This is a genomic window from Mycobacterium shimoidei (assembly GCF_900417275.1).
Lineage (GTDB): Bacteria > Actinomycetota > Actinomycetes > Mycobacteriales > Mycobacteriaceae > Mycobacterium > Mycobacterium shimoidei.
This window is the reverse complement of the sequence record NZ_UEGW01000001.1, coordinates 591,927-615,815: the sequence shown is the minus strand read 5'-3', so window position 1 is coordinate 615,815 and position 23,889 is coordinate 591,927. Positions and strand designations below refer to the sequence as shown.

Below are 23,889 nucleotides of genomic sequence, written 5' to 3'. Positions count from 1 at the left end.
CGTGGGCGCGGTGATTAACAAATCGAAGGCGATCCTCACCGTGCTTGCGACGACGGCGTTGTTGATTGCCGGTTGCGCCGGCTCGTCGAAGTCCGCCGCACCGCCCCCGTCACCTGCCTCGGCCTTCGCCGCGGCCCTGCGGGAGCGCATCAGCGTCGACGCGATGATGGCGCACCTGTCGAAACTGCAGGAGATCGCCTCGGCGAACGGCAACACCCGTGCGGTGACCACTCCCGGCTACGAGGCGAGCGTCGATTATGTGGTGAACGCACTGCGCGAGAAGGGCTTTGACGTGCAAACGCCCGAATTCGAGGCGCGGGTGTTCCACGCCGAGCCCGGCTCGGTGACGATCGGCAGCAAGACCTTCGAAGCGCGGGCGCTGGAGTACAGTCTGCCGACTCCGCCCGATGGGGTGAGCGGGCCGCTGGTGTCCGCGCCCGTGGACGACAGCCCGGGATGCACCGCCTCCGACTACGACAACCTGCCGGTCAAGGGCGCGGTGGTCCTCGTCGACCGTGGCACTTGCCCGTTCGCCCAGAAACAAGACGTCGTCGTACAGCGGGGCGCAGTGGCGTTGATCATCGCCGACAACGTCGACGAAAAAGAGATGGGCGGGACGCTCGGCGAGCACACCGACGTCAAGATCCCTGTCGTCAGCATCACCAGATCAGCCGGCTCGCAGTTACGGGACAAGCCAGGACCCGTCACCGTCAAACTCAAGGCGGAGACCAAGCCGATCAAGGCCCGCAACGTCGTCGCGCAGACCAAGACCGGTTCGATTCACGACGTGGTGATGATCGGGGCGCACCTGGACAGCGTTCCCGAGGGCCCGGGCATCAACGACAACGGGTCCGGTGTGGCCGCGGTGCTGGAAACCGCGCTGCAGCTGGGCAGTTCGCCGCAGGTGCAAAACGCGGTGCGGTTCGGCTTCTGGGGTGCCGAGGAACTCGGCCTGATCGGCTCGAGAAGATACATCCAATCGTTGGATATCGAGGGGCTCAAAGACATTGCCCTGTATATGAATTTCGACATGCTGGCATCGCCCAATCCGGGTTACTTCACCTATGACGGGGACCTGTCGATGCCGCCGGACAAGCGCGGTGAGCCGGTGACGCCGGAAGGGTCGGCGGGCATCGAGCGTTCGCTTGCGGCCTACCTGCGCTCGGCCGGCAAGACCCCGCAGGACACCTCGTTCGACGGCCGGTCCGACTACGACGGCTTCACGATTGCCGGCATCCCGGCCGGTGGCTTGTTCTCTGGCGCCGAGGCAAAGAAATCCGCGGAACAGGTCAAGCTGTGGGGCGGCGCCGCCGACGAGCCGTTCGACCCCAACTACCACAAGGAGACCGATACCTACGACCACCTCGACCGCACAGCGTTGGAGATCAACGGCCGCGGGGTGGCCTACGTGACCGGCCTGTACGCGCAGGACCTCGGTGGGCGCAACGGTATTCCGATGCGCGAGGACCGCACCCGCCACGAACTGCCCAAATAAACTTGTCAGTCCGGTGTGGCACGATCGAATGTATGTTCGATGATGACGCGGCGCGGGCGGAGGTGATCGCTCGTTTTGATGAGTTGTTCGAGCGGCGGCACCCGTCGGCGACGCCGCGGTCGGGGGCGTTGGTGGATCGGATTTGTTCGGCGGCGCGCTTTGAGAATCGGGCGGCGGCCGCGCAGTTGAAAGCGATTGGGGAGTTGTTCGCGTATCGGCTGTCGCGGTGTTCGGAGACCGAGCGGTGGGCGGTGGACACCGAGGAGGCGGTGGCCGCGGAGGTGGCGGCGGCGTTGCGGATCAGTCGGGGGTTGGCGGGCAGCCGGTTGCGCTATGCGCGGGCGATGCGTGAGCGGCTGCCGAAGGTGGGGGCGGTGTTCGCCGCGGGCGATATCGATTTTCGGATGTTTCAGACGATCGTGTTTCGCACCGAGTTGATCGACGATGCCGAGGTGTTGGCCGGGGTGGATGCGGTGTTGGCGGTCAATGTGGTGCGCTGGCCGTCGCTGAGCCGGGGCCGGCTGGCGGCGCAGATCGACAAGATCGTGGCCCGCGCCGACGCGGATGCGCTGCGGCGGCGCCGGGAGCGCCAGAGGGGCCGGGAGGTGTGGTTCACCGACGCCGCCCAGGAGGGTCTTTCGGAGTTCGGCGGCACGGTGTGCACGGTGGACGCGCATGCGCTGGATGCCCGGTTGACTGCGTTGGCGGCCACGGTGTGCGCGCATGATCCGCGCACGGTTGAGCAGCGCCGCGCCGATGCGCTGGGGGCATTAGCGGGCGGGGCGGATCGGCTGGCCTGCCGCTGCGCGCGCCCCGACTGCGCGGCCGGGCAGCGCCCGGCGGGCCCGGTGCTGATTCATGTGCTCGCCGAACCCGCCGCCCTCGACGGCCGCACCGGCGCATCGGCGTCGGAGGTCGGTGCCGATGGGCTGATCCCCCCGGAGCTGGTGGCCGAGCTGGCCCGCTCGGCGAAGCTGACCCCGTTGATGCATCCCGGTGATGCCCCACCCGAACCCGGCTACACCCCGTCCAAAGCGCTGGCCGAGTTCGTGCGCTGCCGGGATCTGACCTGTCGCTGGGTGGGCTGCGACGTGCCGGCCTGGTGCTGCGATATCGACCACACAGTCCCGTTCGCCGCCGGTGGGCCCACCCATGCCTCCAACCTCAAATGTTATTGCCGCACCCATCATCTGGTGAAAACCTTCTGGGGTTGGCGCGATCAACAACTCCCCGACGGCACCGTGATCCTCACCTCACCGTCGGGCCAGACCTACGTCACCACCCCCGGCAGCGCGCTGCTGTTTCCCAGCCTGTGCCACTCCACCGGCGCCATCTCGGCCATCGAGGCCGACCCGCCGCACGACTACTGCGACCAGCGCGCCGCGATGCCCCAGCGGCGGCGCACCCGCGCCCAACACCGCGCCCAGCGCATCGCCACCGAACGGCGCGCCAACCGCACTACCCGAATGGCCCGACAAGCCCAACACCGAAGCTACTTCGACCTACCCCCACCCGGGCCCGACGACGAACCGGCACCATTCTGATTGAGCTTCAATCGATTCTCGTTACACCAGGGCTTCTTCGGTCTTGGGTGCATGGTGCAGCCACGCCGCCACCAGGACGGTGACGATCACCCAGCCGAGGATCGCAGTCGGTATCGCCCAGACCCGGCGAATCAGTAGCGCGGTGCCGCATTTGGCCACCAGAGCGTCACCTCCGGCGGCGGCCTGGGACAGATCCGCGCTGTAGGCCCTCCCGCAGCTGATCTGCATGCCGAATTGGTCGTACTGGTTCAAGAAAACCGGCCACCACAACGCCATCACCCCAATGACCACAAGCAGCGCGCCGCCGATAGCGAGTAGCAAATGACGATTCTTCACAGTCCTCCTTCTGTGTCTTTGACGGTGATCTCAAATCAGCCTGCGCCGCCGCCGGATCCGTCGACGTACGTCGGCCAGCAGGACATAACTGCCGCCCTGCCGAATGAACTTGGGCAGAAACCGATTGACGAATGCCACGAGCAGAAACAGATATTCGAATCGACGCTGCTGGCGGGCAGTCCATTCGATCTGCAGCGCGCTACGAAAGACGGGGGCTAAAAACCCGGCGGTGAGGAACCGCAACAGCGGAGCGAACGGTCGCAGCACAGGCGTGATCATCCGCAGATTGATGAGGTCCTGTAGATAGGCGCGTACCGTCTCGTCAATAGCCACCCGTTCGCATGCCTGATTCCAGTAGCTATCGAAATCCGCACGGGTGGCCGGCCATTGGTCTTCGCTGACTTGCAGCGTGGTACCGAGGGTGAACGCCGAGGTGTAGAAGTGCTCGGTGAGTTCGTCGGTCAACTTGCCGCGCAGCAGCTCATATGCGTCTTCGAGCCCGACGAAAAGACAAGCAGCAACCCACATTTGAAGATCACGGTCAAACCCGCTGTACTGCACGGGGCTTTCGGGTCCCGATCGAACCTCCCGGTGGGCGGCGTCGACGGCGTTACGAAAGGCCGCCCTGTCTTCCGCGCTGCCGAGAATTGCCACCGCCAAGTAGCTGAAGGTCGTCCGTGCGCGCTTCCACGGATGTTTCATCAGGCTGCCGGATTCGACCTTGCTTTCGATGACCCCGTAGCCGACACCCGGCCATGACAGCTGCATCACGACGTTGGCGGCGCCGGCGGCGAACGACCAGAAGTCGAGCGCATCGGCCACGGTGGCCGGCCGGTTGTCCCAGCGCGCCGTTCGTCGGGTGATGTTAATCCTGGTGTCGGCGAGGGTGAGCGGTGTCTCCGAGTTGTCCGGCCTCATGTCATGCAGACATCGGCAAACAGCAGGACCGGCCATGAGACGATCGACCCGAGGAACGAGACCACCAGATCGGCCCCGTGCATGTCGCGTAGATGGTCCGTGTGCGTCGTCGACCATATGGTTCCTATCAGCAGATACGGTGTCCCGACGATCAAAGCCAAGCCGATCAGCTCGGCGACTGTGAGCTGAAAGCCAAGCACTTGGCGGATCTTGTTCAGCATGGGTGTCCTCGATTTCCAGCGGGCTGTCGCGATAGCTCGCGCTCGGGCATTATGTTAATCATGATTCTGATCGGAAGGTAGTCTGTTGTCGGGCTGGAATTTGTGGTTAGGGTGAGGCGGTGACGACCGCCCGCGCCCAGTCGGCTGCGCTGGCGCGCCGGCGGCCGAAAGACCGCAAGACGCAGATCGCCCGGGCTGCCGCCGAGGCGTTCAGCGCGCTGGGCTATCACGCGGTCAGCATGGAAGCGATCGCGGCGATGGTAGGAATCTCCGCACCGGCTCTGTACCGGCACTACTCGGGCAAGTACGACCTCTTCCGCGGCGCGGTACTGACACTCGGTCAGCAGCTGGTCGACTGCACCGACCTCACCGAAATCGAGACGCCACAATCAGATCCCGCCACCACCCTCGATCGGCTCGTCGACTCACTCATCGAGGTAACACTCGTCAACCGGGAATCGGGCGGACTGTATCGCTGGCAGGCTCGTTACCTGCGCGGTGAAGACGAGTCCACCCTGAAAGATCAGTTGCGGCTGGTCAACCATCGAATTCAGCGGCCGCTCTTGGCAATCCGGCCAACCCTGACCTCATCGCAGCGCTGGATGCTGTCGTCAGGTTTACTGAGCGTCATCGGCAGCACCGTCGACCATCGCGTCCGGCTAGCGCCCGACGAGATCCGCTCGGTACTGCGTGGGGCCGCTTCGGCGGTCCTCGCCGCCCAGCTTCCGCACCCGGACGACACCATCGCACGCCCACCGAGCTGGCGTATCTTCACCCCGAACGCCGGCGTGTACGAAGCCTTGCTGGACGCATCGATGGTGTTGTTCAGCCGACACGGCTATTTCGAAACCAGCATGGCCCAAATCGCTTCGGCGGTAGGAATTCCGGTGTCCGGGATCTATCGTTACTTCTCCGGTAAAGGTGAGATCCTCTCCACCGGCCTGCGACGCGCGGCCGACCGGGTTTCCGGACACCTGTCGGCCATCGCCGCTGATATCACTGAGCCGGGGCGGATGCTGACGGTGCTGGTCGAGGTATTCGTCGCGACGTCGTTCGCCAACCCCGAACTGGCCTCGATCTACTACACCGAACGGGTGAACCTGAACTGGACCGACCAGGAATTGCTGCGCAACGTGCAGCGGTCGACGATCGATTCCTGGGTGCGGTTACTGACCCAGGCGCGCCCGGAGCTGCCGACGACCCACGCACGTTTCCTCGTGCATGCGGCGATGGCACTCGTCGTCGACCTGGGACGGTTGGTGAATTACGAACTGACGGCGGACAACTCCGCGTATCCGCAGGCGTGCGTCCGAAAGTTGATGCAGGCTACGCTGTTTGGCTGTTGCGAATAGCCGTGCCTACCAGGTATGCGGCGTAGCCGATCAACCCGACGATGGCCGGGCTGCGGGTCCGCCGGGAACTGAAACTCAACCCCAGCGCGGTCTCGATCCCACCGTTGGTGTAGATGTGCTGGCGGGTGCCGCGCGGGAACATCGGCTTGACGATCGGCTCCCACAACTGCGGACTCGTGAAATGAGACACCCCGGCACCGGCCAACGCCAGACCCGAGAAGCGTGCTAGCCGGTTGCTCTTGCGTGACATTGCGCTCCTTTAGGCAATCGCGTAATCGCTCAATGGGAATCGTGACCCTTCTCGCACGGCGTTGCGTACCGAGGTGGGACGTAGCAGCGTCGCCTCGCCGCTGTGGTTGAAATAGTAAGACCGCGATGTGGCGCAGTCGCCGGTGTAGAACACCGAGTTGTCCAGCTTGCGGTTCATGCGCTCCAGGAAGCGGGCATTCGCGTCTTCGGTCACCTCGAATGTAGTTGCGCCCCTGCGCTTGACCTCACCGAATAGCCGGCCCATGTGCCGCATTTGGTATTCCATGGTGTTGAAGAACGACAGCCCTGCGAAGGCATACGGGCTGGCCAAGCTTAGGAAATTGGGGAAGTACGGAATCGACACGCCCTGGTAGGCCTGGAACTTGTGCTCCCGCCACCACTTGCCAAGGTTGCGACCGTGGCGCCCGACCACCTCAATCGCGGGGAAGTTTGCATCCCACAGATCGAATCCGGTTGCCAGCACCAGAGCGTCGATGACGGCTTTGCGTCCGTCCTTGGTGACGATGCCGTCGGGGTCAATCCGCTCGATGCCGGCCGTCTCAAGGTGCACATGTGGTTTGGTGAAGCTGCGGTAGTAGTCGTTGGACCAACTCGGGCGTTTGCAGCCCAGGTCATAGTCAGGTGTCAGCTTGCGCCGCAGCTCTTTGTCGCGAACCTGTGCGAAACGGTGCATCTTGCACACGTCCATGCCCGCGACCGACAGCCGCCGAAAGTAGCGATAGTTCAGTACGGCGGTCACCGTGGTGAACTCGAGCATGCTGTCGGTCACCCATCGCAGCGCCCGCTGGGTGAGCGGAACCCGGGCGAAAAGCCGCTGCACGACGGGCGGGATCGGGAAATCCACCTTCGGCGCCACCCAGATCGCGGTGCGCTGGTACACCGTCAGGTCGGCCACCGTCTTCGCCAGCTCCGGGATCAGTTGGATCGCGGTGGCTCCGGTGCCGATCAAACCGACCCGCCGGCCGTGGAAGTCGTAGCTGTGGTCCCACGCGGTGGTGTGGACGACCTTGCCGCCGAAGTCGGTGATACCAGGAATGTCCGGGGTGTGCGGCTGGGAGAGGAAGCCGGTCGCAGTGATCAGAAAGCGCGTGACGAGCGTTTGCCCGTCGGCCAGCGTCACCCGCCATACCTGCTTTTCCTCGTCCCAGTGGGCACTCTCAACTGTGGTGTTGAACCGGATGTGGCGGCGCACGTCGTACTTGTCGGCGACGTGGTCGGCGTATCGCTTGAGCTCTGGGCCGGTCGCGAACAGTCGGGACCAGTACGGGTAGGGCTCGAACCAGTACGCGTAGGTGGTCGACGGGATGTCGACCGCCAGGCCGGGATAGTGGTTGACGTACCAGGTGCCGCCTAGATCGTCCTCGCGGTCGAGGATGACGATATTGTCGTATCCGAGTCGCTTGAGCTGGATCGCCGCGCCGATGCCACCGAAGCCCGCCCCGACGACGAGGACGTCGTACTGCTCCGTGCTCACGGACATATCTTACTCCAAAGTAAGTTGCTGGCCCGGCCGCCGCCGGTCGCAACGAATGTGTTCCCTGGTATGGCTGATGGTATCCATGACCTAGTGATTTGGGCCCTTGTCCTGCCTCGATTCGGTTGTGCCGCGCTTGCCGCTCAGGGAGCGGTTGATCTCGTGTAGGGCGGCGTTGTCGTCTTCGAGGTCAAGGATGCGGGCGATGCCCGCGAGGTTGACGCCGGCGGCTACCAGCTCGCTGATCCGCCGCAATCTGGCCAAGTCTTGGGCGCTGTAGCGGCGAGTGCCGCCCTCGCTCCGGGCCGGACGCAGCAGCCCGTGGCGTTCGTAAAGACGTAGTGACTGCACGCCGACCCCGGACAGTTCAGCGGCCACGGAGATGCCGTAGACGCCCTGATCAGGGGCTGGCATGCCGGGGCTGCTGTCGGATCGGTCGGTCATAAAACATCATCCCTGGCTGTTCTCACAGCAAATCTATTTACCACAGTTGCACTACCATCGTAACAGTGATATACGAAATATATCTCTACTGACATAGATTATTGGTAGACAGGGATACACAGTTGGAGAGTCGGAGGTGACAACGATGTTGATGCGTACCGACCCGTTCCGTGAGCTCGACCGATTCGCACAGCAAGTCTTGGGCACCGCCGCCCGTCCTGCGGTGATGCCGATGGACGCCTGGCGTGAAGACGACGAATTCATCGTCGAGTTCGATCTGCCGGGCATCCAGGACGACTCGCTGGATCTGGACATCGAGCGCAATGTGGTGACCGTGCGGGCGGAGCGTCCGACCGTCGATCCGAATCGCGACATGCTGGCCGCCGAGCGACCCCGCGGCGTCTTCAGCCGCCAACTCGTGCTCGGTGACAACCTCGAGACCGACAAGATCGAGGCCAGCTACCGCGAGGGAGTTCTGCGCCTGAGGATCCCGGTCGCAGAGCGCGCCAAGCCACGCAAGATCACTATCGATCGCGGCGACGGGCACAACGGACACAAGGCCCTCGACGAGAAAGCCGCACACGAGGTCATCAACGCCTGACCATTCGGCGCGGGCGGCGGCGGGGCGTAGGTACGCCTGCGCCGCCGCCCGGCATCGGCCATCGCGACCCTGTGAGGAGCAGTCATGACGGAGTTGAGTGACAACGTTCGCGACTACGTATATGCCGACGTTTTCGACGATGACATGACCGCAGACCTGCCGGCGGATTTCGAGTCGGACACCGAGGCCGACGTTGCCGACGTGGTCGACCAACGGCTCAGCGTGCCACTGCCGCGGCTGCTGTGAGGCATCGTCGTGGCATCGCGCACGCAGGTCAATCCGGCGAGGGTGTTCACGTCGCTGGCCGACATCGTCTACGAGGGCTCGACCCCGGCCGAGATCTACGCCGCGGTGTGTGTGGCGGCCACATTGATTGTGCCGGGCTGTGATCGGGCAAGTTTGATGCTGCGCCGTAACGGCACCTACAAGACGGCGGCGGCCAGCGACGCCATTGCGCGCAAGATCGACGCCCTCGCGCGTGAGCTCGGCGACGGACCGTGGGTCAACGCCTGCGATGACCGGAACGCCCAACTGGAAACGGATTTGGCCACCAGCGACCGGTGGCCGAGTCTGGCGAAGAGGGTAATCGCCGAAACACCGGTGCGCGGTGCGCTGGGATGCCGGTTGTTGGTCGATCGCGAGACACTCGGTGTGCTCAACGTCTTCTCCGATGCGCCCGGTGTCCTCACCGAGACGTCGGTAGAGCGGGCGAGCGTGCTGGCTGCGTTCGCCACGGTAGCCACCCATGCTGCCGCGCATGGCCAGGACGCGGCGACGCTGCGGCGAGGCCTGGACAGCAACCGCGAAATCGGCAAGGCGATCGGGATGCTGATGGTGCGCGATGACATCTCCGACACCGATGCCTTCGACGTGCTTCGTCGCGCATCCCAGGACAGAAACATCAAGCTGGTCGAGCTTGCCACTGAGGTGGTCAGACGGGCCGGGCGCTCAGCGGATCAGCCGTAGTGCCGCATCCACCGCCAATGTCGGCACATCGATGTTCTTCGACCCGAGATCGTGTCGGGCGCCGACGATCTCGACGACTTCGGTTGGTGCGGGAATCAGCGCGGCGGCGTCGCGCACTTCGCCGATGGTGCCGAACGGATCCGAGCTGCCGTGGGTGAAGACCGTGGGCACGGTGATCTCCGGGAGATGTTCGGTACGGGCCCGCTCTGGCTTACCCGGCGGATGCACCGGGTAGGAGAACAACGTCAGCACATCCACGGCAACGTCATGCGCAGCCACTACCATCGACGTCTGCCGGCCGCCGTAGGAGTGGCCGCCGGCTATCAACGGGCCGTCGGCGAGTTTGCGGCACACGGTTATCGCCTCGACGATGCCGGCGCGGTCGTTGGCCGCCGAGCCCGACGGGGGCCCTTTGGGTCGACGTCTTCGGTAGGGCAGGTTGTAGCGCACCGCCAGAAAGCCGCGCTGTGCCCACTGATCGCAAAGACGCTGCAGCAGTATGGATTCCCTGCTTCCGCCGGCGCCGTGGGTCAACACGACCACACCAGACGGTGTGCCGTCGGGGCGGTGTGCGGCACCGTCGATCTGCTCGAGGTTCATGACAGCCGGAACAGCGGGGAGACCGGACCGTGCCCGTGGCCGAGCGGATAGGACGCCCGCAAGCATTCGGTCACCCAGCCCTTGGCGAACGCGACCGCGTCCGGGACCTGGTAGCCGTGCGCGAGCGCGCAGGCCGTCGCCGCGGCCAGTGTGTCACCGGCACCATGGTCATGCACGGTGTCCACCCGCGGCGACTCGAATTCACAAAAATCGTTGCCGTCAAACAGCAAATCCGGGCTGGTGTCCAACCCGTGCAGGTGCCCGCCCTTGACCAGCGCCCACTTGGGACCCAAGGCGTGTAACGCGCGGGCCGCCTCGGCCTGCGAGTCTGCGTCGACGACGTCGATGTCGACCAACAGCCGGACCTCGTGCAGGTTTGGTGTCACCAAGGTCGCCAACGGAAACAGTTCGGTCCGAAGCGATGCCAGCCCGTCGTCGTCCAGCAGCGGATCTCCGTGCATCGACGCACAGACCGGATCGACCACCAGCGGCACATCGCCGCCATGTTCACGCCAGGCCGCAGCGACCGCCCCAATGATCTCGCCCGACGCCAGCATGCCGGTCTTGGCTGCCTGCAAGCCGATATCGTGACAGACCACTTCGATCTGGGCGGCGATGACGTCGCCGGGAACTGTGTGAAAGCCCCTGACGCCCACCGAATTCTGCACGGTTACCGCGGTCACCGCGCACAGCGCGTGAACCCCGAGAAGGGTGCAGCTGCGCACGTCGGCCTGCAGGCCGGCGCCACCCCCGGAGTCCGACCCGGCGATGGCCAGCACCCGCATCGGCGTCTCGCCCGGACCGGGCAGGGGCAGGTAGCTCACGCTATAGGTAGATACACCCGGTTGCCATGCGCGGCGAACTCGGCCGACTTCTCCTCCATAGCAGCTTCGATGGCTTCCTCGCTGTCGAGCCCGTGCGCGGCGGCGTAGTCGCGAACATCCTGGGTGATGCGCATGGAACAGAACTTCGGCCCGCACATCGAGCAGAAGTGCGCGGTCTTGGCCGGTTCGGCCGGCAGTGTCTCGTCGTGGAATTCGCGCGCGGTATCGGGATCCAGCGACAACGCGAACTGGTCGTTCCAGCGGAATTCAAATCGGGCGGTGGACAGCGCGTCGTCCCTTTCCTGGGCGCGCGGATGGCCCTTGGCCAGATCGGCCGAGTGCGCCGCGATCTTGTAGGCGATCACCCCGTCTTTGACGTCCTTGCGGTCGGGCAGCCCGAGATGCTCCTTGGGAGTCACGTAGCACAGCATCGCGGTGCCGGCCTGGGCGATGATCGCCGCGCCGATCGCCGAGGTGATGTGGTCGTAGGCCGGAGCGATGTCGGTGGCCAGCGGACCCAGCGTGTAGAACGGCGCCTCCTCGCAGAGTTCCTCTTCCAGCCGTACGTTCTCGACGATCTTGTGCATCGGAATGTGGCCGGGGCCTTCGATCATCACCTGGGCGCCATGGGCTTTCGCGATTTTGGTGAGCTCACCAAGGGTGCGCAGCTCGGCGAACTGGGCGGCGTCGTTGGCGTCGGCGATCGAGCCGGGCCGCAGCCCGTCGCCCAGCGAGAATGTCACGTCGTAGCGGGCGAAGATGTCGGCGAGCTCCTCGAAATGCGTGTAGAGGAACGACTCTTGATGATGGGCCAGGCACCAGGCCGCCATGATCGATCCGCCCCGCGACACGATGCCGGTGACCCGCTTGGCCGTCAGCGGCACATACCGCAGCAGCACCCCGGCGTGCACGGTCATGTAGTCGACACCCTGCTCGCACTGCTCGATGACGGTGTCGCGGTAGATCTCCCAGGTCAGCTTGGTCGGGTCGCCCTTGACCTTTTCCAGCGCCTGATATATCGGCACGGTGCCGACCGGCACCGGCGAGTTGCGGATGATCCATTCGCGGGTCTCGTGAATGTCCTTGCCGGTGGACAGGTCCATGATGGTGTCCGCACCCCACCGGGTGGCCCACACCATCTTGTCGACCTCCTCGGCGATCGAGGAAGTGACCGCCGAATTGCCGATGTTGGCGTTGACCTTGACCGCGAACGCCTTGCCGATGATCATCGGCTCGCTTTCGGGGTGGTTGTGGTTGGCCGGGATGATCGCCCGACCGCGGGCGACCTCGTCGCGCACCAGTTCGGCGGGCATGCCTTCGCGAGCGGCGATGAACGCCATCTCGGCGGTGATCTCTCCGGCGCGGGCGCGCTGCAGCTGGGTGCCGCGGTCGCGGACCACGCCCGGTCGTGGCGGCAGCCCGCGGTGCACGTCGATCACCGCGTGGTTGTCGGTGTAGGGACCGGAGGTGTCGTAAAGGTCGAAGTGCTCGCCGTTGGACAGTTCCACCCGGCGGAACGGAACTTTGCCGGTGGGGCCGCCCGGAAAGAGGTCGATTTCCCGATAGATCTTGTGGCTGCCTGCGATGGGGCCGGTGGTCACTGATGGTGCGGTGCTGGTAGACGTGACGGTCATTTTCCTCTCCCTACGCCGGCATTACCCGGTCAGGTTCATACGGTCGACGGCCCCCGAGCCGTCCTCTCAGCGCACTTGGGTGCGCTCCCGCGTGGATTTATGGACGCTGCCCAGGCTAGCGCAGGCAGTACCGGCTGCCGGAAAAGAATTAGGTCAGAGTCCTTTGTATAGCTAACATAAGCGTTTTGTGTTCACCGAAACTCCATTGCCAGCTCCCACGGGACGCCGCTTGGCGGTGGATCGCGACCATCCGTCCTACAAATGGGTCGCCCTGTCGAACACCACGGTGGGGGTGTTGTTGGCGACGATCAACGCCTCCATCGTCTTGATCTCTCTGCCGGCGATCTTTCGCGGCATCGGGCTGGACGCACTGGATCCGGCCAACGTCAGCTACCTGCTGTGGATGCTGATGGGTTACCTGCTGGTGACCGCGGTCCTGGTGGTGTTCTTCGGGCGGATCGGCGATATGTACGGCCGGGTGCGCATCTACAACCTCGGCTTCGCCATCTTCACCGTCGCCGCCGTCGCGTTGGCGCTGGATCCGTTCCGGCTCGAAGCCGGGGCGCTGTGGCTGATCTGTTGGCGGGTGGTGCAAGGCGTCGGCGGCGCAATGTTGATGGCGACGTCGTCGGCGATTTTGACTGACGCGTTTCCGGCCAACCAGCGTGGCATGGCGTTGGGCATCAACCAGGTCGCGGCGGTGGCCGGCTCGTTCATCGGCCTGCTAGTGGGTGGGTTGCTCTCGGAGTGGGATTGGCGCGCCGTCTTCTGGGTGGGCGTCCCGATCGGGGTGCTGGGCACCGTCTGGTCGGTGTGCTCGCTGCATGAGCTCGGGGAGATCACCCGGGCCAAAGTGGATTGGGTCGGAACCGTGATGTTCGGTTTCGGACTGACCGCGCTGCTCACCGGCATCACGTACAGCATTCAGCCGCACGGTGTTTCGTCGACCGGCTGGACGAACCCGTGGGTGTTGGGTCCCCTGGTGTTCGGCGTGTTGGTGATCGCGGCGTTCTGTGTCGTCGAGTTGCGGGTGACACACCCCATGCTCGACATCCGGCTGTTTCGGATAGCGGCGTTCGGGATGGGCAACTTCGCGGGCCTGATGTCCTCCGTCGGCCGCGGCGGGCTGCAGTTCATGCTGATCATCTGGCTGCAGGGCATCTGGTTGCCGCTGCGCGGCTACAGCTTCGAATCGACTCCGCTGTGGTCCGGGATCTACCTCTTGCCGATGACGGTGGGGTTTTTGCTGGGCGGCCCGCTGGCCGGTTCACTGGCCGACCGGCGCAGCGCCCGGCCTTTTACCGTCGGGGGAATGCTTTTGATGGCAGGCACATTCGTGGTGTTGACAATCATCCCGGTGGACTTCAGCTACTGGGTGTTCGCGACGCTGGTTTTCCTCAACGGGCTTGGTGGCGGGATCTTCGCCGCACCCAACACCGCGGTGATCATGTCCAGTGTGCCGGCCGATCAACGTGGCTCGGCGTCCGGTGTGCGGGCCACCTTCTTCAACGCGGGCACTTCGCTGTCGATCGGCCTGTTCTTCTCGTTGATGGTTGTCGGCCTGGCCAACTCGCTACCGGGCGCGATGAGCGCCGGGCTGCAGGAGCAGGGGGTGGATGCCTCGGTGGCCAACCAGGTGGCGCACACCCCGCCGGTCGGCAGCCTTTTCGCGGCGTTCCTCGGCTACAACCCGATCGCCGAGCTGCTCGGACCGTCGGGGGCGCTGCGGGATCCGGGTGTCGCCGCCGATGTGCTCACCGGGCACACGTTCTTCCCGATGCTGTTGTCCGCGCCGTTTCACACCGGGTTGACGGTCGTTTTCATCGTGGCCGCGGTGATGATGGTCCTGGGTGCGCTGGCCTCGTTGGTGACCCCGGGCCGATATGCCGTCGAGGTGTTGCCCCTTGGCCGGGTCGACTCGCGAATGGAATGATTTTTTGTCATGCAGCACCCCGCCCACACCGGCAGGTCGATCGACACCGATCACGCCGCTGAAGTGGGTGGATTCCGGTTCTGGTTCGTCGGGCAGCGCTGGGAGTGGTCCGACGAGGTGGCCCGGATGCACGGCTATGAACCCGGCTCGGTGGAGCCCACGACGGAACTGCTGCTGTCGCATAAACATCCGGACGACCGGGCGCACGTCCAGGAACTTCTGGACCAGGCGCTGCATGGCGGCCGGTCGTTTTCCAGCCGGCACCGGTTCGTCGACACTGCCGGCGCCGTCCACGACGCGATCGTGGTGGGGGATCGGATCACCGATGACATCGGCGCGGTGGTGGGCACTGCGGGCTACTACATCGACTTGACCGGCACGTTGCACCAGCGGCGCGACGCAACCCGCCAGGAAGTTCTCGACGAAGAGCTACCCGACCTGCTCGATGCACGGGCAGTCATCGAGCAGGCCAAGGGCGTGCTGATGGCGATTTACCGGATCAACGGTGAGCAAGCGTTCGAAGTGCTGCGGTGGCGATCGCAAGAGACCAACACCAAATTGCGGGTACTGGCCAACCAATTGGTCAGCGAAGTGCGCACTCTGCCGCCGTCTTCGGGCGACGTCCAGCGCGCATTCGACCACCTGTTGCTGACGATCCACGAGAGGGTGGGCAGAGAACCCGAGAGTTAGATCGGACGCCAGGTTAGGCTCAAGGTCGCTTTGGACGAAGCCAGGTGGGGTGAGTGAATGGAACTGTTGGCGGTCGATTCTGAAGTGCTGCCGGACGCGGTGGTCGTGCACGCCAAGGGAGAGGTGGACTCCAGCACTGTCAAGCAGCTTGTATCGAATCTCGATGACGCGTTAGACCGGGCCGAAACCCACTCCGCGAGATTGCTCGTGATCGATCTGCAGGGGTTGACCTACTTCGGCAGCGCGGGTCTGAACGCTGTGCTGGATTGCCACCGGCGGGGAGCCGAAGAGGGCACGTCGGTGCGGGTGGTGGCCGACAACGACCTGGTGGTGCGGCCGATCGAAGTGACCAACCTCGACAGCGTTCTCGAGCTTTATCGCACGCTGTCTGACGCTCTGCAGGGACGCGGTTCCGAGCAGAAGCCGTGACACCGTCGCTGCCGCCGGATCTTGCCGCAGCGGTCAAGCTGGGTGGCGAAATGGGGCAGCGGTTCGCCGAATTCGATTGGGAAGCCCACCCTTTGGGTCCGCCCCAGGATTGGCCGGTGGAAGTGCGGTCCGCGGTCTCGGTTGCGCTGACCTCCGGGTTCCCGATCGTGTTGTGGTTGGGCGCGCAAGATCTGTTCCTGGTCTACAACGACGCCTACATCCCGCTGCTGGGGGACAAGCACCCGGAGGCGCTGGGCCGGCGCGGTCGGTATGTGTGGTGGGACATCTGGGAACCGATCGAGCCGATGCTCACCAGCGTCATCACCACCGGCGAAGCGACCTGGTCCGACGATTTGATGCTGCCGATCATGACCGGTGGCCGCCGGCAGGAACGGTTTTTCACCTTCACCTACGGCCCGATGATCGGCGGCGGCGGCGAGGTCTGCGGGATCTTCTGCGCGGTCGCCGAAACCACCGAGCGGGTGTTGAGCAAGCGACGTCTGTACCTGCTCAATTCGGTGGCGTCCGCCGTCATGGACAGCCGCACGATCGACGATGCGGTTGCCGGGGCCCTCGCGGTGTGCACCGATCAGCCCGCCGACCTGCCATTCGTCGCTGCCTATGTCGGCGAACGCGGATCGTCCGAACTGACCCTGCGGGGTGCGACGGCGTCGGTTCAGTCACTGCTGCCGCCCACGCTGGCGGGCTTGACGGACTGGGATCCACAGCAGCGTTCCCGCCTGGATATCCAGATCATCGACAACGTCGCCTCGGTTCTCGTCGGGATCGATGACATCCTGGGCAGCGGCTGCCCGGACCAGGCCCTGGTGTTGCCCATGGGGGACGAGGGTCCGGTCGCCGGCGCGCTGGTGGTCGGAACCAGCCCCCGCCGACCGCTGGATGCGCAGTACCGCGGCTTTTGCCAGCTGCTCGCCGACCAGCTGTCCTCGGCGATGGCGTCCGCGGTCTCTTATGAGCAGGAGCGGCGACGAGCCGATGCTCTCGCCGAACTCGACCGGGCCAAGACCGCTTTCTTCACCAACGTCAGCCACGAGTTCCGCACGCCGCTGACCTTGCTGACCGGTCCACTCGAGGATGCGCTCGCCGAGGCAGGCGACGACCAGCTGCTCACCCACCGACTCAGGACTGCGCGGCGCAACGCGGGGCGCCTGCTGCGACTGGTTGACTCGCTGCTGGACTTTTCCCGGCTCGAAGCCGGTCGCGCTGCAGCCGACTTGGTGTGCACCGATGTCGGGTCGTTGACGGCGCACATTGCGTCGTCGTTCACCGAACTGTGTCAGCGAGCCGGAATCGATCTCGTGCTGGACTGTCACCCGACGCTGGCCGACGTCGATCCGGCGATGTGGGAGACGATTATCCTCAACCTGCTGTCCAACGCAGTCAAATACACGCTGGCGGGCTCGATTTTCGTTACGGCGCACAAAGATTCGGCGCACTGCCACATCGCCATCCGCGACACCGGCGTCGGTATCTCCCAGGACGATCTCAAGCAGGTGGGCAAGCGGTTTTTCCGGGCTCATTCCGCGCGCGGACGCACCGTGGAGGGGGCCGGGATCGGGTTGGCGCTGGTGCGCGGGCTGGTCGAGCTGCAGCACGGCACCTTCCAGATTGACAGCGAACTCGACCGGGGCACCACTGTCACCATTCGGTTGCCCACGTCGGCCAGTGACGCACCAGTCGACTGGCCGGGCGTGGGTCTGGGGGACAACCCGTACGTCGTCGAGGCGAACCAATGGCTGGCGTCGCCGCAGTCGTCGGCCGGCAGCGAGGCCGGCAACGATGGCCGCGAGCTGGTTCTGATCGCCGACGACAACGCTGATATGCGAGCGCATTTGGAATGGGTCCTCGCTCCGTTCTGGCGAACGGTGCTGGCCGGCGACGGCGATGCCGCGCTGCAGATGGCCCGCGAACTTCGTCCGGACCTGATTGTGACCGACGTGATGATGCCGGGGCTGGACGGCTTGCACTTCCTTGCCGCGATCCGTGCCGACGCCGAGCTGGCAGCCACCCCCGTGGTGATGCTGTCTGCTCGCGCCGACGCGGAGGCTGTCAGCGAAGGGTACGCCGCCGGCGCAGACGATTACTTGCCCAAGCCTTTTCGCTCACAGGATTTGGTGGAGCGGGTCGGGGCGCGATTGTCGGCGGCTGCCCGGGAACGCGCCAGTCGGCAAATCACCGAAGCGCAAACACGCCTTGCCCTCGATTTCACGCAGCTGGAGGCCGCGCTGCAGGCCACCACCTCGATGAGCGAAATCGTTGAGACGCTGAAGGATTCGCCGATCGTGTCGGGCGACGCCACGGTGATCTCGTTGGGTTTGCTCGACGCCGACGGCGAAAGTGTCCGGTTTGAATTCGCCGGCCCGGTTCCCACTGAGATGCGCGATCGCTATTACGTGGCCTCGATGGACACGCCGCTGGTGCCCATCGACGTCATCAAGACCGGTGAACCGATGGTTATCACCGATACGCTCAGTCTCGGTGAGCGCTACCGGCACGTGGTACAGGAGACGGCGACCGGTGTGCGGGCCTGCGTCAGCCAGCCGCTGCGCGGCCTGGACGGACGCGTCATCGGGTCCCTCGGGTTGTTGTGGCCGACGCCGCGCGAGTTCGACGCCGCCGAGCTCGACATGTTCGCCCGCACAGCGCTGATCACCCAATCCGCGGTGGACCGCATCCGCAGCGTGCAGCGCGAGCACCGGATCGCCGTGGAGTTCCAGGAGCATCTTCTCGACCTGGACCGCAGATCGACGGCAGCGGTCGTCGCCGCCGTGTACCAGCCGGCGGGCGAGGCGATGCGGGTCGGCGGCGACTGGTATCTGGTGGTTCCGCTGGAACGCCCGGGCGAGGTCGCGATATCCGTCGGTGACGTGGTCGGACATGGTCTGCCCGCGGCGATCGTGATGAGCAGGCTGCGTGCCGCGGTGGCCGCGACCGCCAACAGCGACGGCGACCCCACGGCGGTGCTCACCGCACTGGACAGGTACGCGGCCACGGTCGAGGGCGCCCGCTGCGCCACGGTCAGCTACGCGGTGATCGAGGCCGGCGTCGGCGACGCACCCGCCCGGATCAGATACAGCTGCGCGGGACATCCTTACCCGCTGCTGGTGGCACCTGGTGCGGCGCCGGTGTTCTTGCGGTCCGGCCGTCGTCCGCCCATCGCGGCGTGGCCGGACTCGGCGCCGCACACTGCCGGGGCCGAGGACCTCCCGCCTGGAAGTCTGATCCTGCTGTACACCGACGGATTGATCGAGCGGCTGGGCGAGACACTCGACCAAGGATTCACCCGGTTGGAGGGAGCGGCCGCCTACCGTGCCGATCTTCCGGTCGGCGAGGTCTGTGCCGAGCTACTCGAACGGATGGCCCCGCCCGGCGGATACACCGACGACGTGGTGCTGTTGGCGATACGGCCCTGCCACAGCTCGGCGCGCAGTTTCGCGACCGTGCTGCCGGCCACGCTGAGCCATATCGGCGAGGCACGGCACCGGCTACGTGACTGGCTGGGGAGTATCGGCGCTGATTCGAGGCGTCTTGCCGACGTCCTGCTGGCCACCGGCGAAGCAGTCACCAACGGGATCGAACACGGCAGCCGGGGCAATCCCGCCGCCACCGTTTCGGTGGAGGCGTTCCTGCGCGGCGACGCCGTCGAGGTGACCGTCAGCGATGCCGGTCAGTGGTCCAGTGACTCTTCGGCCAGCCAGCGCAGCCAGCGGCGCGGCCGCGGCCTGACGCTGATGAACGGTCTCGCCGACCATGTCAGCACCGCCCGCACCGCCCAGGGCACCCGGGTCACCCTGCGGTTCGACCAGGTGGTCGCCAGCGACGAGCGGTTGGTGCACCGATGAGCCGTGCCAGTTTCCAGCTGCACAACATGGCCGAGCCGGCGGGGTCCGGGCGCCCAGTTGAGGTCGCCGTCAGCGGCGAGGTCGACGTCACCAACGCCGACAACTTCGGGCAATCGGTGACCGAGCTGACCGGCGCAGCGCCGGTGATTCTGGAATTGAGCCGGCTGCATTACCTGGACAGCGCGGGATTCGCCGCGCTGGACCGGTTGCTCAAGCTGGGTGTCGTGCTCGTCGTGTCAGAGCAGAGTCCGATTCGTAGAGCCGCTGAGCTCATGCAACTGCCGTTTCACCGCGACGTCGAAGCGGCGCGCCGGGCCTGCTAGGCCTGCGCTAGGCCTCTTCTAGGGCTTCGCCGAGTTCTTCGAGCGCCCTGCTGTGCTGGTTGCTGGCCAGGATGTGCCCGGCGGCGATGACCAACGCGACCGGCCAATCGATGAGGTCGAACACGGCAAGCGCGGCCAATCCGCCGTAGTAAGCCAGCTGCTCAGGTGGTGGGACCTGCATTTTCCCGACCACTGGCAGGTTGACCGCGAAGGTCTCGCCCCGGCGGATGTGGTCGACCGCTTCCCGCTGAGAGGTGGTGCGCCGCGATTTCTTTTCGACCATCATTTGCCTTTCTGCAACGTTGGGTTTGCCGTCGAGCCTGCTGCTGCGGTCACTGTCGGGGGTGTGAGGACGACGACTGATGCTCTGGTTGATCCACTAGCCTCAGCGATGGCCGCCCTGCTGATCGGTCCGGTGACTCAGCTGTATGCCGCGTTGTGGCGGGTCGGTGTTGTGGAGGTTGGTCATACTCGTCGGCCCGCCGATCCGGTTCCGGCAACGCTGCGCGTCCACCAGGCATCAAGCGGTTGGCCACTGCCTGCGCGCCGGTTGCCACCGCGGCTGGTCCCAGCCCCTGGGCCCAGCCCACCGGCCCGAGCGGCGTACAGCCGAGCAGCTGGCTCACCACCGGAATACTGATCAACGTAGCCATCACGCACAGTGAACCAAACGCGGTGAACACCACCAGCGGGGCACGCGAATCGAGCAGGGTCTGGCCGAGCTGAGCGCTCACCAGGGCCACCAACGCGATGGTCGAAGCACGTTGCGGGCGTCCGGTCACCTCTGCCATGGCCCAGGCTGCTGTCGCGGCGGCGGCCGTCGTCGTTCCACGCACCGCTACCGCGCGCCACAACGCCTGTTCGTCGGGCCCGCGTCCGCCGCGTGCCGCCGGCCCGGTCGTCGGGCTCACCGCCAGGGCCGCCGCCGGCAGGGCGTCGGTCAGCATGTTCACCAGCAGCAGCTGCCGGGTGTTCAGCGGCGAGCGGCCGGTGAGCGCACTGCCGAGGATGGCGAATCCCACCTCGCCGGCGTTGCCGCCGAGCAGCACCGACACCGCCGCCTGCACGCGCCGCCACAGTTCGCGGCCTTCCTCGATGGCGTGCAGCAGTGCCTCGATGCGGCCGTCGACGAGCACGACGTCCGCGGCGGTGCGGGCCGGGTCGCTGCTGCTCGCCACAACGGCGATGCCGACGGTGGCGGCGCGGATCGCGGCGGCGTCGTTGGAGCCGTCGCCGACCATCGCGCACACCTTGCCGGTGCGTTCCAGCGTCTGGACGATCTGCACTTTGTTCTCCGGTGACATCCGGGCGAAGATCACCCGCTCAGCGACCGCGCGTTCCTGATCTTTGCGGGACAGCTCGTCCCACTCCGCGCCGCTGATCACCTGATCGGGTGTCACCGGCAGGCCCAGCTCGCGGGCGATCGCGGTCGCGGTGATCGGGTGATCGCCGGTGATCAGCCGGATGGCCGTGTCGCGTTCGGCGAGAGCCGCGAGCAATCCGGGAGCTTCGGCGCGCGGAGTATCGGATATCCCGAGGAATCCGACCAGCGACAACCCGTCTTCACACATTTCCGCAATGGCGTCCTCGTCATCGCGTACCGCGTCCGCCTGCTGCGGCGTCAGCTGCCGGCGCGCCACGGCGATCACCCGTAGTCCCTGACCCGCGAGCTCGCGCACCGCGCGGTCCATGCTGGTGCCGCCGTCTTGGCAAACGCGCAACACCACTTCGGGTGCTCCTTTGACGGTGAGCTCGTCGCCGGACACCGAAGCCGAGAACGACCTGCCGGAGCGGAACGGCAGATGAGCATCGGGTTCAAAGGGGGCCTCGGCCGGCGTCGAGCCGTTGACTGCCGCGTCGATGATCGCCCGGTCGGTGGCGTGCACCTGCGGGTTGCCGTTGGCCGTCGGCGCCGCGTGCGCCGCGCAGCGCAACACCTCCTCGCGCGAGTTGCCCGCCACCGGATGTACCTGCGTCACTCGCAGTCGGTTCTCCGACAGCGTCCCGGTCTTGTCGAAGCACACCACGTCGACGCGGCCAAGTGCCTCCACCGACCGCGGAACCCGCACCAGCGCACCGAAATTCGTCAGCCGCCGCGCCGATGCCGCCTGCGCCAGCGTGGCGACCAGTGGCATGCCCTCGGGGACGGCGGCCACGGTGACCGCGATGCCGCTAGCCACCGCCTGCCGTAGCCCCTTGCTGCGCAGCAGGCCCAACCCGCTGACCAGTGCGCCGCCGCCCATGCTGATCGGGAAAGCGCGGTTGGTGAGCTGGCTGAGCTGGTGTTGCAGCCCGACGGGCGCCAGCTGGCCGGACACCAGGTCGGCGGCCCGCCGCGCCTGGGTGTCGGCGCCGACGGCGGTCACCAGCGCCACCGCGGTGCCCGCCACGACAGTCGTCCCGGCGAACAGCATGCAGCGGCGTTCGGCCAGCTCCACACCGGGCGTCGGCTCAACCTGCTTCTCCACCGGCAGCGACTCGCCGGTGAGCGTCGACTCGTCGACCTCGAGATCGTCCTCCTCGATCAGCCTGGCGTCCGCAGGCACCACCTCGTGGGTGCGCACCTCGATGACATCGCCCGGACGCAGTTGCGCCGCAATGACATCGGTGTACACCGGCGTGCCGTCGGCACCGAAAGTCACCTTGCGGGCCGGCGGGATCTGTTGAGCCAGAAGTTGATTGAGCCGGCCTTCGGCCCGCAAACGTTGGCTTGCAGCCAGCATGGCGTTTCCGGTGAGCACGGAGCCGACGAGCAGCGCGTCGACGGGCGAACCCAGCACCGCGCTGGCGGCCGACCCGAGCGCCAACACCGGGGTCAGCGGATCGGACAGCTCGGCGCGCACGGCCCTGACGAACTGCCACATCGCGCGACGGGGCCGCCCCGTCAGATCGGCGCCACGCCGGGCCGCGGCCGCCGCGCGGCCCGGCTGCGCGCTTTCCGGCGAACCGGGCGGCGGCAGCTCCTGGCGGACCTGATCAACGCTCATCGCGTGCCACTCGTGCATAGGCGCCGCTCGCGGGGTGGGCGCGAGCAGTATCTGCCGGGCCGCCCAGCATCCGGACAGCAGGCCGGCCCCCGCACCGGTGGTCACCGGGCCGGGTCCGCGCCCGCGTACTCCCGGAAGCATCAGCAACGCGCCCAACGCGGACGCGCCGGTGGATATCTCGATCCCGCGCCGAGTGGCGGTTTTGGCCGCCGGCAACGCGTGCAGCACTCGCCAGACTGCTGCCAGGTCGGGCAGCACCAGATCGGCGTACCACGGCGGTGGGTCGGTGCCGTTGCGTGGCATCACGCCCAGCGCCACATCGGCCGACGCCAGCGCTTGGCCGGCAGCGGCCGACAGGACGGCCACCACGTGGCCGTCGCGCTGCAGGCGGGCCAGCGCGTCGGTGAGCGCGTGGTCGACGGATCCGACCTCCAGCGGGCGGATCTCGTCGAACGCCGGTCGCAGATCGCCGAGCGCCTCGATGTCGATGGAGATCAAATCCACCCCGCTGTGGTGGGCTTCGGCCAGTACCGCCGCCGCCAGCGGATCGTGGGTGGGGCAGACCAACGCCTCGACTTTGCCGCCCCGCGCGCCGGGCACCGAATGCCAGCCGACCCGCACATCGGGGGCCGCCAGCAGCGCCTGGGCGCGGTTCCACACCGCGGCCAGTTCGTCGTCGCGTGCCCCCCGCACCCGCCCGATTCGTAGCTTTTCGGTGCACAGCACCCTCGGGTCGACCAGCAGCGCATCGATCTGGTCGAGCCGGCGCAGACTGTCCGGGCGTAGCGGCAAAATGCCGTGCTGATCGGCCAAGCCCTGACCAAGCGTCGCCGCGAACGACTCGCGCGTGGTGCGCAGGGCCTTGGGGGCGGCCACCAACGCCGCGGTGGCGGCCATCCCGACGCTGCGGGTGCCGGCGCCGACTAGACCGGCGCCGACGGCCTGCACACGCGCCGCCAACCGCGCGTACCGCTCGGCGGGATCG

General features: G+C 66.2%; 22 protein-coding genes, 1 pseudogene and 1 riboswitch. Of the genes and pseudogenes, 12 read left to right on the top strand and 11 right to left on the bottom strand.

Annotated elements, in window-relative coordinates; translation table 11 throughout:
* Positions 1 to 10 precede the first annotated feature (10 nt).
* A complete protein-coding gene (locus tag MSP7336_RS03055) occupies positions 11 to 1,495 on the top strand; it encodes a M28 family metallopeptidase (RefSeq protein WP_069396049.1) in 1,485 nt (494 codons plus the stop codon).
* Positions 1,496 to 1,527: 32 nt separating this feature from the next.
* Positions 1,528 to 3,039 carry an HNH endonuclease signature motif containing protein gene (locus tag MSP7336_RS03050; protein ID WP_085178718.1) on the top strand — a complete coding sequence of 504 codons (1,512 nt, stop codon included), beginning with the start codon at positions 1,528 to 1,530 and terminating at the stop codon, positions 3,037 to 3,039.
* Between the two features lie 21 nt (positions 3,040 to 3,060).
* Here MSP7336_RS03050 and MSP7336_RS03045 read toward each other — a convergent pair whose 3' ends face one another.
* Genes MSP7336_RS03045 through MSP7336_RS03035 form a run of 3 tightly spaced genes read right to left on the bottom strand, consistent with a single transcriptional unit; the run spans position 3,061 to position 4,514 of the window.
* Positions 3,061 to 3,375 (bottom strand): hypothetical protein, encoded by a 315-nt coding sequence (locus tag MSP7336_RS03045; RefSeq protein WP_069397395.1) that lies wholly within the window; start codon positions 3,373 to 3,375, stop codon positions 3,061 to 3,063.
* 30 nt (positions 3,376 to 3,405) lie between these two features.
* Positions 3,406 to 4,293 carry an oxygenase MpaB family protein gene (locus MSP7336_RS03040; RefSeq protein ID WP_069397396.1) on the bottom strand — a complete coding sequence of 296 codons (888 nt, stop codon included), beginning with the start codon at positions 4,291 to 4,293 and terminating at the stop codon, positions 3,406 to 3,408.
* On the bottom strand, positions 4,290 to 4,514 hold the full coding sequence (locus MSP7336_RS03035) for a hypothetical protein (protein ID WP_069397397.1): 225 nt from the start codon (positions 4,512 to 4,514) through the stop codon (positions 4,290 to 4,292). The genes MSP7336_RS03040 and MSP7336_RS03035 overlap by 4 nt, the downstream gene beginning before the upstream one ends.
* Positions 4,515 to 4,633: 119 nt before the next feature.
* Here MSP7336_RS03035 and MSP7336_RS03030 point away from each other — a divergent pair, with 119 nt between their 5' ends.
* A complete protein-coding gene (locus tag MSP7336_RS03030) occupies positions 4,634 to 5,866 on the top strand; it encodes a TetR/AcrR family transcriptional regulator (protein ID WP_244917404.1) in 1,233 nt (410 codons plus the stop codon).
* Here the strand turns inward: MSP7336_RS03030 and MSP7336_RS03025 are convergent.
* The 3 genes from MSP7336_RS03025 to MSP7336_RS03015 all read right to left on the bottom strand — a co-directional run bounded on the left by MSP7336_RS03025 (position 5,841) and on the right by MSP7336_RS03015 (position 8,054).
* Positions 5,841 to 6,116 (bottom strand): hypothetical protein, encoded by a 276-nt coding sequence (locus tag MSP7336_RS03025; protein ID WP_113963012.1) that lies wholly within the window; start codon positions 6,114 to 6,116, stop codon positions 5,841 to 5,843. The genes MSP7336_RS03030 and MSP7336_RS03025 overlap by 26 nt on opposite strands.
* A gap of 9 nt (positions 6,117 to 6,125) precedes the next feature.
* Positions 6,126 to 7,616, bottom strand: coding sequence for a flavin-containing monooxygenase (locus MSP7336_RS03020; protein WP_425325730.1), 1,491 nt, complete (start codon positions 7,614 to 7,616; stop codon positions 6,126 to 6,128).
* A gap of 84 nt (positions 7,617 to 7,700) precedes the next feature.
* Complete coding sequence (locus MSP7336_RS03015) at positions 7,701 to 8,054, bottom strand: MerR family transcriptional regulator (RefSeq protein WP_069397399.1); 354 nt, start codon at positions 8,052 to 8,054, stop codon at positions 7,701 to 7,703.
* Between the two features lie 145 nt (positions 8,055 to 8,199).
* Here MSP7336_RS03015 and MSP7336_RS03010 point away from each other — a divergent pair, with 145 nt between their 5' ends.
* The 3 genes from MSP7336_RS03010 to MSP7336_RS03005 all read left to right on the top strand — a co-directional run bounded on the left by MSP7336_RS03010 (position 8,200) and on the right by MSP7336_RS03005 (position 9,621).
* The gene (locus tag MSP7336_RS03010; RefSeq protein ID WP_113964748.1) at positions 8,200 to 8,655 is read left to right on the top strand and encodes an Hsp20/alpha crystallin family protein; all 456 of its coding nucleotides are present in this window, start codon (positions 8,200 to 8,202) and stop codon (positions 8,653 to 8,655) included.
* 84 nt (positions 8,656 to 8,739) lie between these two features.
* On the top strand, positions 8,740 to 8,901 hold the full coding sequence (locus tag MSP7336_RS23660; RefSeq protein ID WP_157123592.1) for a hypothetical protein: 162 nt from the start codon (positions 8,740 to 8,742) through the stop codon (positions 8,899 to 8,901).
* Positions 8,902 to 8,904: 3 nt separating this feature from the next.
* A complete protein-coding gene (locus MSP7336_RS03005; RefSeq protein WP_069397400.1) occupies positions 8,905 to 9,621 on the top strand; it encodes a GAF and ANTAR domain-containing protein in 717 nt (238 codons plus the stop codon).
* Here the strand turns inward: MSP7336_RS03005 and MSP7336_RS03000 are convergent.
* The 3 genes from MSP7336_RS03000 to thiC all read right to left on the bottom strand — a co-directional run bounded on the left by MSP7336_RS03000 (position 9,604) and on the right by thiC (position 12,679).
* Entirely contained in the window at positions 9,604 to 10,221 is a 618-nt protein-coding gene (locus tag MSP7336_RS03000; RefSeq protein ID WP_069397401.1) for an alpha/beta hydrolase family protein, read from the bottom strand. The genes MSP7336_RS03005 and MSP7336_RS03000 overlap by 18 nt on opposite strands.
* Positions 10,218 to 11,045: a bifunctional hydroxymethylpyrimidine kinase/phosphomethylpyrimidine kinase gene (thiD, locus tag MSP7336_RS02995; protein ID WP_069397402.1), complete on the bottom strand. Its 828-nt coding sequence runs from the start codon at positions 11,043 to 11,045 to the stop codon at positions 10,218 to 10,220. The genes MSP7336_RS03000 and thiD overlap by 4 nt, the downstream gene beginning before the upstream one ends.
* Positions 11,042 to 12,679: a phosphomethylpyrimidine synthase ThiC gene (thiC, locus tag MSP7336_RS02990; RefSeq protein ID WP_069397403.1), complete on the bottom strand. Its 1,638-nt coding sequence runs from the start codon at positions 12,677 to 12,679 to the stop codon at positions 11,042 to 11,044. The genes thiD and thiC overlap by 4 nt, the downstream gene beginning before the upstream one ends.
* Positions 12,670 to 12,780: riboswitch (TPP riboswitch) on the bottom strand. It overlaps the preceding gene by 10 nt.
* Before the next feature lie 104 nt (positions 12,781 to 12,884).
* Here thiC and MSP7336_RS02985 point away from each other — a divergent pair.
* Genes MSP7336_RS02985 through MSP7336_RS02965 form a run of 5 tightly spaced genes read left to right on the top strand, consistent with a single transcriptional unit; the run spans position 12,885 to position 19,917 of the window.
* On the top strand, positions 12,885 to 14,612 hold the full coding sequence (locus tag MSP7336_RS02985) for an MFS transporter (protein ID WP_232321101.1): 1,728 nt from the start codon (positions 12,885 to 12,887) through the stop codon (positions 14,610 to 14,612).
* A gap of 9 nt (positions 14,613 to 14,621) precedes the next feature.
* A complete protein-coding gene (locus MSP7336_RS02980; protein ID WP_069397405.1) occupies positions 14,622 to 15,302 on the top strand; it encodes a PAS and ANTAR domain-containing protein in 681 nt (226 codons plus the stop codon).
* 57 nt (positions 15,303 to 15,359) lie between these two features.
* Positions 15,360 to 15,731 (top strand): STAS domain-containing protein, encoded by a 372-nt coding sequence (locus MSP7336_RS02975; RefSeq protein ID WP_069397406.1) that lies wholly within the window; start codon positions 15,360 to 15,362, stop codon positions 15,729 to 15,731.
* Positions 15,728 to 19,594: a SpoIIE family protein phosphatase gene (locus MSP7336_RS02970; RefSeq protein ID WP_069397407.1), complete on the top strand. Its 3,867-nt coding sequence runs from the start codon at positions 15,728 to 15,730 to the stop codon at positions 19,592 to 19,594. The genes MSP7336_RS02975 and MSP7336_RS02970 overlap by 4 nt, the downstream gene beginning before the upstream one ends.
* Positions 19,591 to 19,917 (top strand): STAS domain-containing protein, encoded by a 327-nt coding sequence (locus MSP7336_RS02965; RefSeq protein ID WP_069397408.1) that lies wholly within the window; start codon positions 19,591 to 19,593, stop codon positions 19,915 to 19,917. The genes MSP7336_RS02970 and MSP7336_RS02965 overlap by 4 nt, the downstream gene beginning before the upstream one ends.
* 7 nt (positions 19,918 to 19,924) lie before the next feature.
* Here MSP7336_RS02965 and MSP7336_RS02960 read toward each other — a convergent pair whose 3' ends face one another.
* The gene (locus MSP7336_RS02960; RefSeq protein WP_069397409.1) at positions 19,925 to 20,203 is read right to left on the bottom strand and encodes a hypothetical protein; all 279 of its coding nucleotides are present in this window, start codon (positions 20,201 to 20,203) and stop codon (positions 19,925 to 19,927) included.
* A gap of 105 nt (positions 20,204 to 20,308) precedes the next feature.
* Here MSP7336_RS02960 and MSP7336_RS24630 point away from each other — a divergent pair, with 105 nt between their 5' ends.
* Complete coding sequence (locus MSP7336_RS24630) at positions 20,309 to 20,557, top strand: Rv1535 domain-containing protein (RefSeq protein WP_372507621.1); 249 nt, start codon at positions 20,309 to 20,311, stop codon at positions 20,555 to 20,557.
* Here the strand turns inward: MSP7336_RS24630 and MSP7336_RS24625 are convergent.
* A pseudogene (locus MSP7336_RS24625) lies at positions 20,520 to 22,640 on the bottom strand (cation-translocating P-type ATPase); the annotation flags it as partial. The gene MSP7336_RS24630 and the pseudogene MSP7336_RS24625 sit on opposite strands and share 38 nt — an antisense overlap.
* Positions 22,641 to 23,889 lie beyond the last annotated feature (1,249 nt).